Genomic DNA, 16,132 nt, shown 5'->3' with positions numbered 1-16,132 from the left:
AGTCATCGCGAGAGGCTTCTGGTTAGAGTGGACTGCATGGTGATTCCGCTGCCGAGCGATCCTCAGAAGAGGAGGGGTGCGCCGCTGCCGTCCGCGATCGGGCCGCACGTCGCCCCGGCGGGTCATACCTATATTCACTCGCTCCCGACCGTCGAGGAGATCTCGGCGGGCGGGGTCATCGTCGATACGGACAATCCGAATCTTCCCGTAGCGATCATCGCGCGGCTCAATCGGGGCGGGCGCCTCGAGTGGTGCCTTCCCAAAGGGCATCCCGAGGGCCGTGAGTCGAACGAGAGCGCGGCTGTCCGCGAAATCAGCGAGGAAACCGGCATCGATGGCCGGATCCTTGCGCCCCTCGGCAGCATTGACTACTGGTTCACCGTCACGGGGCACCGCGTCCACAAGACGGTCCACCACTATCTGCTCCAAGCCGTCGGCGGCGAACTGACCATCGAGAACGATCCCGACCAGGAGGCCGTCGACGTCGCGTGGGTGCCCATTTCCGAACTCTCGCGCCGCCTCTCGTTTCCGAACGAGCGGCGCATCGCGGACCTCGCCCGGGAAGTGCTCCCGGAGCATCTACTGAAGTGACGGTTCGATGACGGCAGCCCAAGCCGGGCGATCCGAGGCCAGATCCAGCGCGGTCATGGCGGTCGGCACGCTCCTCTCCCGAGTACTCGGCTTCCTGCGGCAGTTGCTCCTTGTGTACGCGTTGGGCCTCGGCTCTACGGTCACGGACACGTTCGTCAACGCGAACAACCTGCCGAACCTCATCTTCCTGCTCGTCGCGGGCGGCGTCTTCAACACGGTTCTCGTCCCGCAGATCCTCAAGGCAAGCAGAGCCCCTGACCGCGGTGCGGACTACATCAGTCGCCTGCTCACGCTGGGGGTGGTCGTCACCTTCGTTCTCACGGGGCTCGTGACGATCGGTGCACCCATCGTCATGCGGCTCACGACGTCCGACTACAGTGCACAGCAGCTAGCGCTCGCCACCGTCTTCGCGTATTGGTGCCTTCCGCAGATCTTCTTCTACGGCCTGTACGCGCTCCTGACCCAGGTCCTCAACGCGCACGGCGCCTTCGGGCCCGCGATGTGGGCGCCGCTAGTGAACAACATCGTCGCCATCGCTGGCCTCGGCATGTTCATCTGGATCTTCGGAACGAACGCCGCGAACCCGCACACGATCGAATCCTGGGGAACCCCGCAGACCCTGCTTGTCGCGGGTGCGTCCACGGTCGGCGTCGTCATCCAGACCGCCATGCTGTTCATCCCCGTAGGCCGGCTGGGCCTTGGCCTGCGGCCCAAGTTCGGATGGCGCGGCGTCGGGCTCGGTGCGGCGGCGAGGATCGGGATCTGGACGCTCGCCACCACGGCCGTGGGCCAGCTGACCTTCCTCTACCTCATGAAGATCGCGTCCCAACCGGGCGCCGTGCGCGAGCAGCTCCGACAGGCGGGGAACCCCTCGTGGCAGTTCATCCCCGGTAACACCGTCCTCGAGATGGCGAGCCAGCTGTACCTCCTGCCGCACTCGATCATCGCGCTTTCGCTCGCCACCGTCCTGTTCAATCGGATGACGGCGGCATCCCAAGCGGGTGATCGCCGCGGCGTTCGGATTGCGCTTTCCCAAGGCTTGCGGACCATGGCCGTCGCGACCGTCTTCAGCGCCCTGGCATTGTTCGCCCTCGCGGCTCCGCTCGGCCGGTTCTTCTCCGGCGGATCAGCCACCGACGGCGTCATGCTCGCCCAGACCCTCAGCATCCTCGCGCTGAGCACGCCGTTCCTCAGCGCGAATTTCATGATGTCCCGCGTCTTCTACTCCTACGAGGACGCGAAGACCCCCTTCAAGGTCCAGGTCTGGCTCGGCATCCTCAACGTAGTCGGCGCAACGGTCATCCAGTTCCTGCCGGCTCGCTACATCATCTTCGCCATCGCCACGCTGTACACGGTCGGGAACATCCTCTCCGTCGTGCTGAGCGGTGCCTACCTGCGGCGCAAGCTCGGCAACCTGGACGGTGTGACCGTGGCCCGCTCCTACATCCGCATGGGCTACGCCGCCCTTGGCGCGGCCGTCGCCGGAGGGCTCGCGGTGTGGCTGCTGGGCGGCCTCTCCTCGAGGGGGTTCATCTGGAGCTCGAGCTTCGCGGCGTTGCTTTCGATCATCGTGATCGGCGTTGCGATGCTGCTCGTCTACCTCGCCCTGCTCCGGATCTTCGGCGTGACCGAGCTCCGCGACCTCCTGCGCCCGATCATGGGGCGCCTCACCGGCCGAAGGGGGGCCGCGCCGTCGCCCGCCCAGCCAGCGCACGACGCCGGGGCTCCCGCCGGCTACGAGGGGGCCGCGGGCTACGAGGCGGCTGCGTACGACGACGCCGCGCACGGCTACGAGGGCGGGGGCTACGACGGCGCTCCCCACGGCTATGAAGCCGGTGCGTACGAGGGCGCGGCGTACGAGAGCACCCCTTACGAGGGCGCGGCCCACGGATATGGCTCCACTGGCTATGACGACTCGGGCTACGACGTCCCTGACTACGGGTACGCCGAAGAGACCGCCCGCTCGAGGGAACCGGTCTATGCTCTTCGCGAAAGCGCCCCGACTCTCTCGGATGACACGGGAATCATTCCGCGGATTTCGGGTCAGTTCGATCCGAGCATGTACCGCGCCCGGCCCGGGTCCTCGCGGCAGGAACCCCTGCCGGGGCGCAGGACCTATCAGGGTCCTCCGGGGCGCAATCCCCACTTCCGTGACCTCTGACCGATGCCCTTGGATGCATCAACGGAGCCAGGTGAAACAAGCAGTGGGGGTGCCGTCCGCTAGGATCGAGTGATAGCAAGCGCCCGGCGTGTCCGGGCTGGCGGGGCAGACTGTCCAGGAGGTACCCGTGTCCCAGTCCATCGACGTCGGCAGTGTGCTCGGCGGTCGGTACAAGGTCACGTCCTCGATCATTGAGTCGCATGACGGAGACCTGGTCCTCGACGGAGTGGATCAGATCCTCAACCGTCCCGTCAGCATCCTCGTTTCCGCGCCGCACAACTCCCAACAGCTCGCCCAGAGCGCGCGGGAAGTCGCCACCGGCGAACGTCACGTCGGCATCCAGGTGCTGGATCTCGGAACAAGCCATGAGGCGACCTACCTCATTACGAACCACGCCGCAGCCGCAGACCTGCTCGACCTGATCGTGGCCCAGGACGCGCCGTACGTCGAACCATTCTTCACGGACACCTTGGGGAGCGAGATCTTCGGCGAGTCGCGTTCACGCGAGCCGGAGACGTACGACGGCCTGTACGAGCATGGCGACCACGATTACATCCGTTACCCGAACGCGCACCCCGACGACGCCCGGCCGGAGGCTCCCCGTGAGCAACGGCCAGCACCGGCCGCGCAGCCCCGCCCAGTCCCGCCGCCCCCCGCCGCGCCGCCGCGATCCGCCGAGGGTCCCTCCGAAGAGTCGCGCGGTCGGTCGGGTGGCGCGCCGGGCGGAGGCGCTGCTGCGGCTGCGGCAGCAGCTGCCGCAGCCGGGTCGCAAATCCCGAACCCGCCGAAGGTGACACCTTGGCCGGCCTCCTCCGGCACGTCGGACCGCACAGATGCTGGCCCTCAGACACGTCCGGACAACCGCGCTCCTGCGACTCCAGCCAGCGGACAGCCGGCCGGATACAACGAGTCACACCGAGAGCCGGCCCAGTACGAGCGACCAGCACAGTACGAGCAATCGACGCAGTACGGCGATGCGACACAGCCGGTACAGAAGGCACCTACCGCACCGGCAGGCCCGTCCGGTCCCACCCGCGGAACGGCCTTCCCGGCCGAGGCCCGAGGAGCCGGTTGGGGAAGTGGCTCGGACCGCATCTTCGACCGCGACGACGAGCTGGAAGAGGACGATGAGTCAACGCGTCCGAAGTCGGTGCCGTGGCTTGTCGGCGGCATTCTCGCCATCGTGCTGATCGCGGCTCTCATTTTCGCATTCACGACGCTTGGCAGCGTCTTCCAGCCGCAGGCCAGCGGTTCGAAGCCGGCGTCGAACGCACCATCGGTGGCCCAGCCAACCCAGGCCACCCCTTCGCCTGGGCAGACGCGCGCGCCAGCTCCTGTTGTCGCGCCAGTCATCGATTCTGTCTCGCGCCTCAACCCGAGCGATCTGACGTTCGCGGATCAATTCGACGCGAAGCTGGTCGCGACCTACGACGGCAATCCTGCGAGCTACTGGTCTGACATGGAGTTCGCACGCGAGGATTGGGGCGGATTCGCCAAGAGCGTCACGCTCGCGGTGAAGCTGCAGAGCGTCTCGGATATCAAGCAGGTCGAGCTCGACCAGCTCGGTGCAACCGGGGGCAGCGTGAGCGTCTACACGAACGCGACCCCAGATCTCGGTGGGGCGGCATTGGCTGGCACGAGCTCGTTCAATGGGCCACAGCTCGTGTTCCAGCTGCCGTCGGCCGTGAAGGCGCAGTACGTCCTCATCCAGATCAACGCTTTGCCGCGGCTCGCGAATTACAAGGTGTACCCCTACGGCCTCCGACTCGCGGAGATCAAGGTCCAGTAAGACGAACGACGGCGGCCATGGCCGCCGCGGCCAGGGCGCCTCGAGCTTACGAGCTGGGGCGCCCTTTCCGTGTCCTTCCTTTACGTTTCATGCCAGTTCAATGCGCGCGCCGGCGTTTCGGTACGCTTGAAGGGCGACGGTTCCCGGAATACCGGCGCTCGTCGACATGTTGTGAGCTGTGAACGTACTGAGTCCAGCGCGTCAGAAGAAGAGGTTATACGCCCGTGAGCACTGCCGATAGCAACGCCGCCGAGGTGCGGGACGTCATCGTCGTTGGATCAGGCCCTGCCGGCTACACAACGGCCATCTACACAGCGCGAGCCAACCTGAAGCCGTTGATTTTCGCTGGTTCGGTCACGGCTGGCGGTGAGCTGATGAACACCACCGAAGTCGAGAACTTCCCGGGCTTCCCGGACGGGGTTCAGGGGCCCGAGCTCATGGACAAGCTCGAGCAGCAGGCAGCGAAGTTCGGCGCGCAGATCGAGTTCGAGGATGTCGCGTCGGTTGATCTCGAAGGCGAGGTCAAGCGGGTGGTGCTCGGCAACGGTGAGGAGCATCTGGCTCGTGCGGTGGTGATCGCGACGGGGTCGGCTTACCGGGAGCTCGGCCTGCCGAATGAGAAGCGGCTCTCAGGTCACGGCGTTAGCTGGTGTGCTACCTGTGACGGCTTCTTCTTCAAGGATCAGGACATTGCGGTCATCGGCGGTGGAGATTCGGCAATGGAGGAGGCTCTCTTCCTCACCAAGTTCGCGCGCTCAGTCACCGTTGTGCACCGCCGCGATTCGCTGCGTGCGTCAAAGATCATGGCCGATCGCGCTCTTGCACACGAAAAGATCAAGTTCGCCTGGAACAGCGAGGTTGCCGACGTTCGTGGCGAGGACAAGGTAACCGGCCTCGTTCTCCGGAGCACCGTCGATGGTTCCGAGTCTGAGCTCGACGTCACTGGGATCTTCGTCGCAATTGGCAATGATCCCCGGACAGAGCTCGTGAAGGGCACTTTGGCCCTCACCCCCGAAGGCACGATCGCAGTAGAGGGTCGGACGTCGCGTACGAGTATCCCCGGGGTCTTCGCGGCTGGAGACGTCGTTGATCCCACCTACCGACAAGCCATTACCGCAGCCGGATCCGGTTGCGTTGCGGCTCTGGACGTTGAGCACTACCTTGCAAATCTCGAAGTGCCGACCCTCGCAACCCAGCACGCCTAATTTATCCCCTCTGATCGGAAGGCAGACATGAGCAACGCCAAAGACGTCACCGACGCCCAGTTCACGGATGAGGTTCTCCTCGCCGAGAAGCCTGTCATTGTGGATTTCTGGGCCGAATGGTGCGGTCCCTGCCGCAAGGTCGGACCCATCCTCGACGACATCTCCGTCGAGTACTCGGACAAGGTCGAGGTCGTGAAGGTGAACGTCGACGACAACCCGAATATCGCCGCCGAATACGGGATTACTTCTATCCCCGCCGTTTACCTTTTCGAAAAGGGTAAGGTGACCGGCACTGTGATCGGTGCTCGGCCGAAGCAGTACTTCGAAAAGGAGTGGTCTGAGGTTCTGAGCAAGTAGCCTCCGGCGCAAAAGCGAGGGATGCGGCGTGCCCGCGTCCCTCGCTTTTTGTTTTGGTCTCCTGGATCCTCATATGAGCCGTCCTGTTTCACGTGAAACGAGAGCGCGACCGGCGGTTGGCGGCTGGGAAAGGACCGACCGACTGAAGTTCACGGCAGCCTAGATCGGCTAGCGCGCCTCGTCAGACCCGAGCCCGGCGACGGGTGAGGGTTTCACGCCCAACAAATCGGGACTGTGCAATTCTCAGGTTCTGGGCAAAACTTCAAGCGCATTTGCTCAAGGTCCTAGCCCGAGCTACCCACAAAGAGGGGTGACCACGTTGCTCAGCCATCTACGAGGCAGCAGCGGGCAGTAGCGCTTCCACGATGGGGGCCTTTTGTTCTCGCTGCCCTGTTTCACGTTGGTTCTGTCCTCATCGCGGTGTTTCACGTGAAACAGCAAGCGGCAGTCCAAAATAGTGCAGGCGAACGTGGGCTACGAAAAGCCTACTTGTGGCATGCCCATTCGCACCTTCGATTCTTGAGTGGGAAAGAGCCGCGACAGCTGAAACATCATCAGCAAGCTCTACAGGGGAAATAGGCGAACGATATAGGCGAGCTGCCCAGCGTTCTGCATGCCGTCTGTGACCGGTAGGCATCCCGCTACTGCGCCCGTTCGGGCGCGCCGGCCGACTGTGGGGCTCGAATCGACTAAACGAGTTTGCTTTCTGGCGACTGGCCCGGCAGAAGCGGCTCTCGAAACCCAGGAGGATCAGGGAATCGGAGCGGGTCAGGCTGCTCGCAACTTCGTAAACCTCAAAGCGCAGCGGCCCGATGTTCCGCCCGTTCCGCCTCTCAACCGGCACTGAGGCGTCGGCCGCCTCCTTCTCGCGGACACTCGAGCACTGCTGCCGCCGCTCATCTGTTCGATCCGGGCCCCGTCTCGACGCGGTCAAAACCAGGAGTCAGAACGATACTCTTGGGCTTTACCGGACTCGAGTGAAGCGCTCATGCGCCCTTCCCGCTCAAGACGGACGCCTCCTGAGATGGAAAGTCCCCGGGGCTGATCTGCAAGCATCGGTACGATCCTTCACCTGCACACGCCAGATCCTGTACTAACGGGCACTTTCGTGCGCCGTTCTGCGCAAACTGACCAAATGGGGCCCATTGCCCATCAAGGCCGGAAGGGTTCTCTCTCCCGCTCAATTCTCAGCTCGATCAGTCGGGTAGATCCCAGCCTTTGCCATCGTCGCGAGGTGGGCCCATTCGCCGATCATGCTCGTCCATGGGGCCGCGCATCATCGGGCGCCAGCGCGGTGTACGGCGATGTCCGACGCGAGCGGCAATCGCAGGATCCTGCGGAGAACATTGCACCTTGACGGGAATCCATCGCTCCACGCGCTGCGCTGACCGCTCTGTCTAGGCCTATCAGTGCCATGGGCCCGCGAGAGCCTAGACCGGGAGAGCCTGGACGATCCGTACGTGATGTTGCGCCAGTATTCGGTACGTCTGGGTGGTCGTTCTAGGCCGCTCGCCGCGTCAACGCCCATTTTGGCCAGTCGAGCCCTCCATCTTTCCGGCAAGACCGGATCGCTGTCACCCCCGCCGCAACGGGAGCTCAATCCGGGTTCACAGAAGGATGACCACGAACCCGATCCTGGGCCAAACCGCCATCGTCCTCCATCGTGGTATTGAACGAAGCTCAGATCCGACAAAAGCTCGGCCGGCTGTTTCACGTGAAACAGCGCGTACGTCTCGCCAATCTGGCCGCGTAGGCCAACCTGGCTGGCCTCGCAGGCCCATATGGCGTAAGCGGACGGGCTTACCGCATCAGCTGGCAGTGCTCCTCGGGGCACCAAATCGCCGAGATGTCCTGCGCCACCAGTCGTCGTAGTCGAGCCCCTCAGCAGACCACGACTCCACTCAAAGAGACCAGACCACTACCCCACGCCCCACGTCCTCTACTCTTTGTCCCATCAGCCCGCCTAGAGGTCCACCGAGCAGGCAGATGCCCGTGTCAGCTGCCAACCGATCTCCAGCACACCGTCTAGTGGGACGATGCCCGCCCGCTTCGAGTGACGAATGGGCGATAGCAGCGGCCTACTCCGATTGCCCGGTGCCAACGCTTGTCCTGCCCTCCCGGCTAACGGTTGTCCTGCCCCAAAGGGACACCCAATCCCCGCTACCCAAGTCTCTCCCGGTCGGGTCTCAAGCTCCCCCGCGAGCTTTCCTCCTCAAGGTGCTTTGGTGCTCTCCCGCTGAGTACTAGCAAGGTTCCAGACTTCCGAACTCCCGACCCCGGCGCCGACCGTCGCTGCAGTAGCGTAATTTTCCCTCGGTCGCGCGCCTCCATCATGTATACGTGTGGCCGGGCCATCTGCCTTGCCGCTCGAGCGCACGCGTGGGGGTCCGACTCTTAGACGTCCCTTGTAGACCGTCCGGCCCTCACGTAGGGCGACAGCGATCTGAACGGGACGCGGCCCCTCATAGCTCGCAGTGGATCTTTCGGAGAGCCGAGCAACGAAGCCGCACCACGTTATCCACATGATGGTCCACAGAAGTTATCCACAAGCGGGCCCATCGGGCTGTGGGAAACCCAAAGACGCAATTGCCTCACGCAAGATGGCGATCAGACCCGAAGGAGAGCTCACAGAGCTCCAGGCCGACGAGAGTCCAACGCGGTCGCCAGACCCCGATCTCAGTTGCCCCGCAAAGGTTTCATTTCGCACAGATTTCGCACCCCAGAGCGCAAAATCTGCCCTCCCTCCTGTATTCCTCACGCTGGTTCACTCCTCATGTGGACGATCGCGGCGCAGGGGCCGATCCTTGCAGACCGGCGAGCTCGAACCCGTTCGGCGGGCGCTTCCGTTCTACGCATTCGACCAGCAAGTTATCCACACCGCGGCGGGCCGCCTGTGGAGTTTTCTGCGCCGGTTATCCACAGCAGATTCCACAACGGATACCAATGATTCCGACGGCTGCTCGCCCCTCTCACATGTCGTTATGCCTTGGCGCAGCGGCACACCTCTGTCCAGCAAAGCGAGGACACTGGCTACCCGCTTTCGCCGACCACCCCCTCCTGACAGCGGGGAAGGTGGCGTTTCACGTGAAACATGCATACCTGCTACTTGTGTCTCCTCCTCTGGGTCCTTGTCCTACCTTCCGAACAGTGCCGATCCCATAGCTCGAAGCCCCGCGGCGACTGAAGGTTCAGCAGGGAAAGGAAGACCCGTGACCGCTGCATCCGCGCCGGCACCCGCTCCGACGCGGCGCCCCCTCGCGACCGAAACCGCGCATCGCACGGACGCCCCACCGACTCACCTCTGATTCCCTCTCCCAAGCGTCCACGCAGCCGCGCAGGGATCGCCTCTCTGGCGCATCACTCACCTCACCCAGGACTACTGCCCCATGGAATCCCGGCTCGTTCCCGGCCAGCATTCAGCCGGACCGCCCGCCGTGCGTGGACGGCACCGGATGCCCTCGTTTGGGCCCGCACACGATGGCAAGTGACGGACCCAGGGCATCTGTAGGTTCAGGCGCATGTCGTTTGGAGAGGCTCCTCTTGGAGGGGCATTGATTAAACCGCGTCAAAAGGGCGTGAGACTGTCATAGCATCCAATGCAGCTCTGGTCTGTGCGATGGACACTGTCCGGCGTCCGCGACTCCAATTCCTATCCACCTCAGGGGTGGGGGAACTTCACCGTTCTTGGGGGGCACGTCCATCCCTGTTCCAGGGAAACCGGCAGGTCTGGTCGCGAAAGCCTCGATAATAACGGCCCTCCGCCCCCAGGTTGGCTCTCTCAGCTACTAGGCAAAGCTGCCGCCACAGCAATTCCTTTGACAACTATCCGCGACGTCTGACCGCTTCATCTGCCACAGGCCGGCGATGTGAGCCTTCGTCCTTCACGGGAATCTGACAATCCTCCCCAGACGAGGGTGGTAGCCAGAGGGCTTTAGTCGTCCGACGCGCTAACCGATCATGTCCTATCCTTCAATCGCGAGCATGCCGGCGGTGCTCTCAGGCAGATCCGGCTCATTCGTCTCGTTCCTCTGCGCTTCTCACACCGCAGGACAGCTTTCGTCTGATGTTGGGTTCGCAGTGAGTCGGAGAGTCAGAACGACCCCACTGGCCGCCGGAGATGTTTCACGTGAAACGCGCAGTGGCAGGTGAAACACACCGTGGGTGGCCGTCGGGCCCGCTTCACCGCAGGGAAATGAGCTGACACCGCTGCTACGTCAGGCAGAGGTGGCGACGCCGTGAACCAACAAACTCAGGGACCCCCTGTCGGGCAAACCCACGGACCGCCTATTTCACTCTCCCGTGGGCATCTGAGGGCCCCTACAGCCGACCTGGCATTCGGTCCGAATCAGTAATGGGCCAAGATCTCTCTTGAGGCCCAGCTCCCCCCTGACCAATGCCGCACATCAGGGGCTCATCACGAATTCTGGGACGCAAGTGGAAACCGGGATATGCAGTTGCTCGTCGCAGCCGTCCAACCTTGCAGAACCGCCCAGAGGTGCCGCACGAGGTCCGAATAGAGCCCTCCGCGCCCAGAGAGCGGGAATGGATTCAGGTCCAGCTCGTCCGGACGTCGCCGATCGAAATCGTCGAGCTTTTGAAGCCAGCCAAGCATGTGCGCCCCACCGCGATCACCGCGATCGCCCGGGCTTTTCGCCTCTTGAACCGACAATGAATGAGGGCGTCTTTGCATCCCTATCGGCTCACTTACACCCCGGTTATCGGCAGCCACCCCTACCGCGCGCGAGGTAAACGCGTATTGTGGCTACGCCCACCCAGGGAGGAACGCGACTAGCCCAAATGGAGGGAAAGGTGCCCTCTTCTCAAATACGAACCTATCCGCGAGACGAGCTCGAATCGCCCCTCATGCTCGTTGCTCATAAAGTGCCACTGCATGGAATCCCTTGAAACGGAGCCGAGATGAGTTCTAAGGCCTCTGCGGCGCTCCTACAGGATGCACACCTCGACAGGACCAAGGAAAAGACCCTATTCAAACCCTCCGTTCTCTCCCAACTCTGCCACCGTGTCGGCTCGTTCGGAGGTATCGAAGCGCGAGCAACAACCTCAGGGACTTTGTTTTGCGGTCTCTTCCCAGCCGAAGCGCTGCGAAGCACCTAGGAAGGGAGCCAAAAGCGAGAACGCCGCGATCTCTTCGTCGTAAGGGTCTGCTCCTAGCCCTTTCTCGCCCCCGCGGGACCCGACGACCTTCCCTGGTCCTGTTTCACGTGAAACGCCAGGGCAAATAGTAGGGGCCGCCCGTTACGCGAGCGGCCCTTGCCTGAATGCTGGAAGTCTACTCCGAACCGGGGTTCAGCACGCCCATGATTCGATTGAGGTCCTCGACGCTGGCGAACTCGATGCTGACACGACCCTTGCGAGCTCCGAGTGTGATCTTGACGTTGGTGTCGAGGCGATCCGCGAGCGTCGACGCTAGGAAATCGAGCCGCTCATGCCGAGCATTTGGCTTCGGGATGTTCGAGCGCCGCGGCTCCCCCGGATCCTGATACAGAGCTACGGCCTCTTCCGTTGCTCGAACCGAGAGCCCCTCCGCCACAATGCGCTGGGCGACCCTTTCCATTGCTCCCGCATCTGGGAGCGACAGCAGAGCACGAGCATGGCCGGCAGTGAGAACACCTGCGGCGACGCGGCGTTGGACAAGCGGAGGCAGCCGAAGGAGACGAATGGTGTTGGAAACTTGAGGACGCGAGCGACCGATGCGATCAGCAAGTTCTTCGTGAGTCGTCCCAAAGTCTTCGAGCAGCTGCTGGTACGCAGCTGCCTCTTCAAGCGGGTTCAGCTGGCTTCGATGCAGGTTCTCGAGGAGAGCATCGCGGAGAAGGTCATCATCGCTCGTATCACGGATGATGGCTGGAATGGTCTCAAGGCCAGCTTGCTGTACCGCGCGCCACCGGCGTTCACCCATGACGATCTCATAGCTCTCGCTACCAAGATCGGTTGACTTCCGAACAACTATCGGTTGAAGCACGCCGATCTCGCGGACGGAGTGCACAAGCTCCGCCATTTCGTCCTCATCGAAGACGCTGCGGGGCTGCTTGCGGTTGGGGTGAATCGATGTGACCGGAAGTTCTGCAAATTGAGCTCCCGGGACTTCAACCAAATCAAGTTCGTCGGCTCCTTCACCGTCGGCACTCGACGCGCCCTGGGAGGAGTGGGTCTTGCTTCTGCCTCCGGCCGCGCTACCCGATTTGGAAGCGTCGACGTCGGCAGACTTGCCAGTGCCAGCCTCCGAACCTTCTGACACTCCCTCTTCCTCGAGCGACCTCGAAGCGGCGCCCGAGCGCTGAATGGACGAAGTCACAACGGCGCCAGTTGAAGCTGAATCGAGGGATCCACTCTCAGCGCGCGATTCCGCCTCAATTGCTGCCTGATCGGCGGCCCCACGAGTGGTGCCGGCATCCGCCGCGGGCGTGCCAGTATCAGGCCGCGCGGGAGTCTTGGATTCTTCCTCGGCTTGGGTGGGATTCCGCGATTCCGGGAAGAAGAGGTCGACAGGGCGTGACGCTGAACCAGAACCGCCAGCAGCAGCTCCTGAGCTTGGAATCAAAGCCCCCAGGCCACGGCCCAGTCCACGGCGCTTCTCGCTCATGCGCGAACTTCCTCCTTCGGACCCTCAGAACTGAGGGTATGACCAGTATGCAAATCAGCGCTCAGCGATTTCCGCCGCCGCCTCCATGTAGGAGAGAGCACCAGTGGAAGACGGATCGTAGGTCATAACCGTCTGCTGGTAGCTCGGGGCTTCTGAAATACGGACAGAACGCGGAACGACAGCCTCAAGAACCTGCTGGGGGAAGTGTTCCCGTACCTCTGCCGCAACCTGTGCGGCAAGGTTGGTGCGGCCGTCATACATCGTCAGCAGAATCGTCGAGACGCGAAGATCTGCGTTCAGGTGCTTCTGGATCATTTCAATGTTGCTCAGCAGCTGGCTTAGGCCCTCAAGAGCGTAGTACTCGCACTGGATCGGGATGAGCACCTCGTTGGCAGCGCAGAACGCATTGACGGTGAGCAATCCTAGACTGGGTGGGCAGTCAACGAAGATGTAGTCGAGGCGCTCCAAGCCTTGCGCCTCCCGCTCCTTCGCGTAGATTTCGATCGCACGACGGAGCCTCTGCTCACGGGCTACCAGCGAGACGAGCTCGATTTCGGCGCCTGCAAGGTGGATTGTTGCGGGCGCGCACTCAAGTCGTTCGACATCCGGGCACGATCGGACTACTTCACCCAAAGAGACATCGTTGATGAGAACGTCATAGATGCTCTCGACCTCAGCATGATGCTCGATCCCCAACGCAGTCGACGCATTTCCCTGCGGATCGATGTCGATGACCAGGACGTTGAGCCCAGACGCAGCGAGGGCAGCGGCGATATTCACCGTCGTCGTGGTCTTGCCGACGCCTCCCTTTTGATTCGACACCGTAAAGATGCGGGTCGCGCCCGGACGCCGGAGCTTGCGCTGGCTCAAGCGCTCTCGGCGCTTAGTCTCGTTCGCCAGTTGGCTACCAATCGGACTCGATTCATCGATGGTGATAGCGGACCCGTTGCCCGACGCTCCTTTGGGAGAGGAGGTTTCACGTGAAACGGATGGAACCTTTGCGAGTTTAGAAGAAGGTGACGGTGCTACAGTCGTCGATCGAGCGGGTCCTAGGGCCACGAAGGGCGGAATCCGCTGAGCCGATGACTCGTCACTAGCCACTGTTCACTCACTCCCGGGTCGCGTCGATGTCCTTCACTCTAGCCTAGCGGGTAGCCCCACCCTCGCCCCGGATCAGGCGGTGCCGACGGCGATCCGTACTACCGTCGTCGGCTCCTCAAGGAGACCCTCGCCGAGGACCTTGATTTCCGGGCTGTGCCCTCGATACTTCTTGATTGCCTTGGCTGCGCTCTCGACTTCTTCGCTGGCGCTGCGGCCCTTGATCGCCACAAGCGACCCCGATCCACGCAACAATGGAAGGGTGATCGGGACCAGTTTCGAAAGAGCCGAGACGGCTCGGGCAGTGACGTAGTCCGCCGTCACATGATCCACCGCTTGCTCGGCACGAGAGCGCAGTACACGCACGTTCTCAAGACCGAGGTCCGCGACGACTTCCTCGAGCCAGACCACCCGCCGCTCAAGCGGTTCGATGAGGACGAGCGTGAGATCTGGCCGCGCCAAGGCGAGGCACAACCCAGGCAGTCCGGCTCCGCTGCCAACATCCGCCACCGTCGCTTCGGCCGCGAACTCGGACTCGATCACCGCACAGTTCAGAACGTGCCGGCTCCACAGCCGAGGAACCTCACGCGGTCCGATGAGCCCTCGTTCGAGGCCCGAGGTCGCAAGATGTTCAACATACCGGGCGGCAAGGTCGAGCCGTTCGCCGAAGATCTTCTCGGCAGCGACGAGTTCCCGCCCCTCAAGGCGCGGCAGGCCGCCGTCGCCCGCTGACGGAGTGGCAGCCAAGTCCTCTGCCACGTCAGTCAGCGGAGACGACGATGTGGCGCTTGGCGCCCTCGCCTTCGGACTCGCTCACAAGTCCAAGATCTGCCACGGCATCATGCACGATCTTCCGCTCGTAAGAGCTCATCGGCACCAAGTGCACGGCCTCGCCGTCGGACTTCACCTTGGCGACCGCCTCCTCAGCCAGCGAGTGCAGATATTTCGCGCGCTGCCCACGGTAGCCGTTGATGTCGAGCACGAGGCGCGAACGGTTGCCGGTCTGCGAGAGCACGGCCAGGCGAGTGAGTTCCTGAAGAGCGTCGAGCACTTCGCCGCCCTGGCCCACGAGCGCGGTCAGACCGCTGTTGCTGCTCTCATCGGCGATGACCGAAAGATAGGTACGCCCACCTCGCACCTCGATATCGATGTCGCCATCGATGTCGGCGATGTCGAGGAGTTCCTCGAGGTAGTCGGCGGCGACGTCGCCCTCCTCCTCGAGACGGTTCAGCGGGGTCGCGGTGGCGTCGTCGCCTGCGTCCTCGGCACCCTCGGGATCGACTGCAGGCGTCTCGGCTTCGCCCTCGTTGGTTTCGAAGTCCATGTCTTCGGTGCCACGCTCGGCGGCAGTTTCAGCAGGGCTCACTTCTTCCTCCTGTTCTTGCGCTGAGGCTGTTGGCGCTGCCCCTTGGGCTGCACGGGTTCCGGAATATCTTCGGCCTTCATGGTCTTGCCGGTCGTCACGTCGATGGGAGCGAGGCCCCTCGCCGCGCGGCGCTCGTTGAGCGCCCGCGCTGCCGGCGAGCCGGGGGCCGGCATACGGCGGATGACGTAGAACTGCTGGCCCATGGTCCAGAGGTTGCTGATCGTCCAGTAGATCAGAACACCGATCGGGAAGTTGATGCCGCCGATGCCGAAGACAAGCGGAAGGATGTAGAGCAGGATCTTCTGCTGGCGCATGAACGGACTCTGCATCGCAGCGTCGGACATGTTCTTCGCCATGATCTGCTTCTGGGTGATGAACTGCGAGGCGGTCATCGCGACGATCATGAAGATCGAGAGGATGGCGACGACGACGGCATTCCCGCCACCGCCGTGCAGCAGCGAGGCCGAGAGCGGGGCGCTGAAGATCTCAGAACCGTGGAACTGGTTGACCTGGCTGGTGGTCATCGCCCCGATGCCGGGGTTGTTGCTCTGCGCGCTGCTGACGTTCGAGAGAACTCGGAAGAGCCCGAAGAAGAACGGCATCTGGATGACCATGGGGAGGCAGGCCGAGAAGGGGTTCGTGCCGTGCTTCTTGTACAGGGCCATCTGCTCCTGTGCCATGGCTTGGCGCGAGAGCTGGTCGGTCTTGCCCTTGTACTTGGCTTGAAGCTTCTGAAGGTCCGGCTGGAGCAGCTGCATGCCCCGCTGCGCCTTGATCTGGCGGACAAAGACAGGGATGAGGGCTCCGCGGATCACGAGCACGAGGCCGATGATCGAGAGGGTCCATGTCCAACCGTTCCCCGATGGCATGCCCAGGAATGAAAGCGCCTCGTGGAAGGCCACCATCACAAAGGAGACCAGCCACTCAAAGGGCAGCAGTATGGCGCTTAACGGGTCCATGA

The 16,132-nt window shown here is 63.0% G+C and carries 10 protein-coding genes; 5 read left to right on the top strand and 5 right to left on the bottom strand.

Annotated features, from left to right (window positions below):
• The first annotated feature begins 84 nt into the window (after positions 1–84).
• The 5 genes from LK10_RS05420 (at position 85) to trxA (ending at position 6,103) form a co-directional block, all read left to right on the top strand.
• Positions 85–591: an NUDIX hydrolase gene (locus LK10_RS05420; RefSeq protein WP_043121003.1), complete on the top strand. Its 507-nt coding sequence runs from the start codon at positions 85–87 to the stop codon at positions 589–591.
• Positions 592–598: 7 nt separating this feature from the next.
• On the top strand, positions 599–2,752 hold the full coding sequence (murJ, locus tag LK10_RS05415; protein WP_043120791.1) for a murein biosynthesis integral membrane protein MurJ: 2,154 nt from the start codon (positions 599–601) through the stop codon (positions 2,750–2,752).
• A 127-nt stretch (positions 2,753–2,879) separates the two neighbouring features.
• Positions 2,880–4,541: a hypothetical protein gene (locus LK10_RS05410; RefSeq protein ID WP_043120788.1), complete on the top strand. Its 1,662-nt coding sequence runs from the start codon at positions 2,880–2,882 to the stop codon at positions 4,539–4,541.
• A 224-nt stretch (positions 4,542–4,765) separates the two neighbouring features.
• Positions 4,766–5,746, top strand: a complete 981-nt coding sequence (gene trxB / locus LK10_RS05405; protein ID WP_043120786.1) for a thioredoxin-disulfide reductase — start codon at positions 4,766–4,768, stop codon at positions 5,744–5,746.
• 27 nt (positions 5,747–5,773) lie between these two features.
• Positions 5,774–6,103: a thioredoxin gene (gene trxA, locus LK10_RS05400; RefSeq protein ID WP_043120785.1), complete on the top strand. Its 330-nt coding sequence runs from the start codon at positions 5,774–5,776 to the stop codon at positions 6,101–6,103.
• A 5,290-nt stretch (positions 6,104–11,393) separates the two neighbouring features.
• Here the strand turns inward: trxA and LK10_RS05395 are convergent.
• From LK10_RS05395 to yidC, 5 genes are all read right to left on the bottom strand, one after another.
• Entirely contained in the window at positions 11,394–12,707 is a 1,314-nt protein-coding gene (locus LK10_RS05395) for a ParB/RepB/Spo0J family partition protein (RefSeq protein WP_043120784.1), read from the bottom strand.
• A 54-nt stretch (positions 12,708–12,761) separates the two neighbouring features.
• Positions 12,762–13,808: a ParA family protein gene (locus LK10_RS05390; protein ID WP_081998298.1), complete on the bottom strand. Its 1,047-nt coding sequence runs from the start codon at positions 13,806–13,808 to the stop codon at positions 12,762–12,764.
• A gap of 72 nt (positions 13,809–13,880) precedes the next feature.
• Entirely contained in the window at positions 13,881–14,519 is a 639-nt protein-coding gene (gene rsmG / locus LK10_RS05385; RefSeq protein ID WP_043121000.1) for a 16S rRNA (guanine(527)-N(7))-methyltransferase RsmG, read from the bottom strand.
• Between the two features lie 46 nt (positions 14,520–14,565).
• Positions 14,566–15,129 (bottom strand): Jag family protein, encoded by a 564-nt coding sequence (locus LK10_RS05380; RefSeq protein WP_043120997.1) that lies wholly within the window; start codon positions 15,127–15,129, stop codon positions 14,566–14,568.
• Between the two features lie 38 nt (positions 15,130–15,167).
• The gene (gene yidC, locus LK10_RS05375; protein WP_043120779.1) at positions 15,168–16,130 is read right to left on the bottom strand and encodes a membrane protein insertase YidC; all 963 of its coding nucleotides are present in this window, start codon (positions 16,128–16,130) and stop codon (positions 15,168–15,170) included.
• Positions 16,131–16,132: the final 2 nt, after the last annotated feature.

The sequence above is a fragment of the Sinomonas humi genome (assembly GCF_000802235.1).
Taxonomy (GTDB): domain Bacteria; phylum Actinomycetota; class Actinomycetes; order Actinomycetales; family Micrococcaceae; genus Sinomonas; species Sinomonas humi.
The sequence above is the reverse complement of the archived record's forward strand: the minus strand, read 5'-3'. Positions and strand labels throughout refer to the sequence as shown.

Coding starts and splice junctions, on each gene's coding strand:
- yidC (WP_043120779.1), bottom strand. CDS start 16,130: ATGGACCCGTTAAGCGCCATACTGCTGCCCTTTGAGTGGCTGGTCTCC.
- trxA (WP_043120785.1), top strand. CDS start 5,774: ATGAGCAACGCCAAAGACGTCACCGACGCCCAGTTCACGGATGAGGTT.
- LK10_RS05380 (WP_043120997.1), bottom strand. CDS start 15,129: ATGGACTTCGAAACCAACGAGGGCGAAGCCGAGACGCCTGCAGTCGAT.
- murJ (WP_043120791.1), top strand. CDS start 599: ATGACGGCAGCCCAAGCCGGGCGATCCGAGGCCAGATCCAGCGCGGTC.
- LK10_RS05395 (WP_043120784.1), bottom strand. CDS start 12,707: ATGAGCGAGAAGCGCCGTGGACTGGGCCGTGGCCTGGGGGCTTTGATT.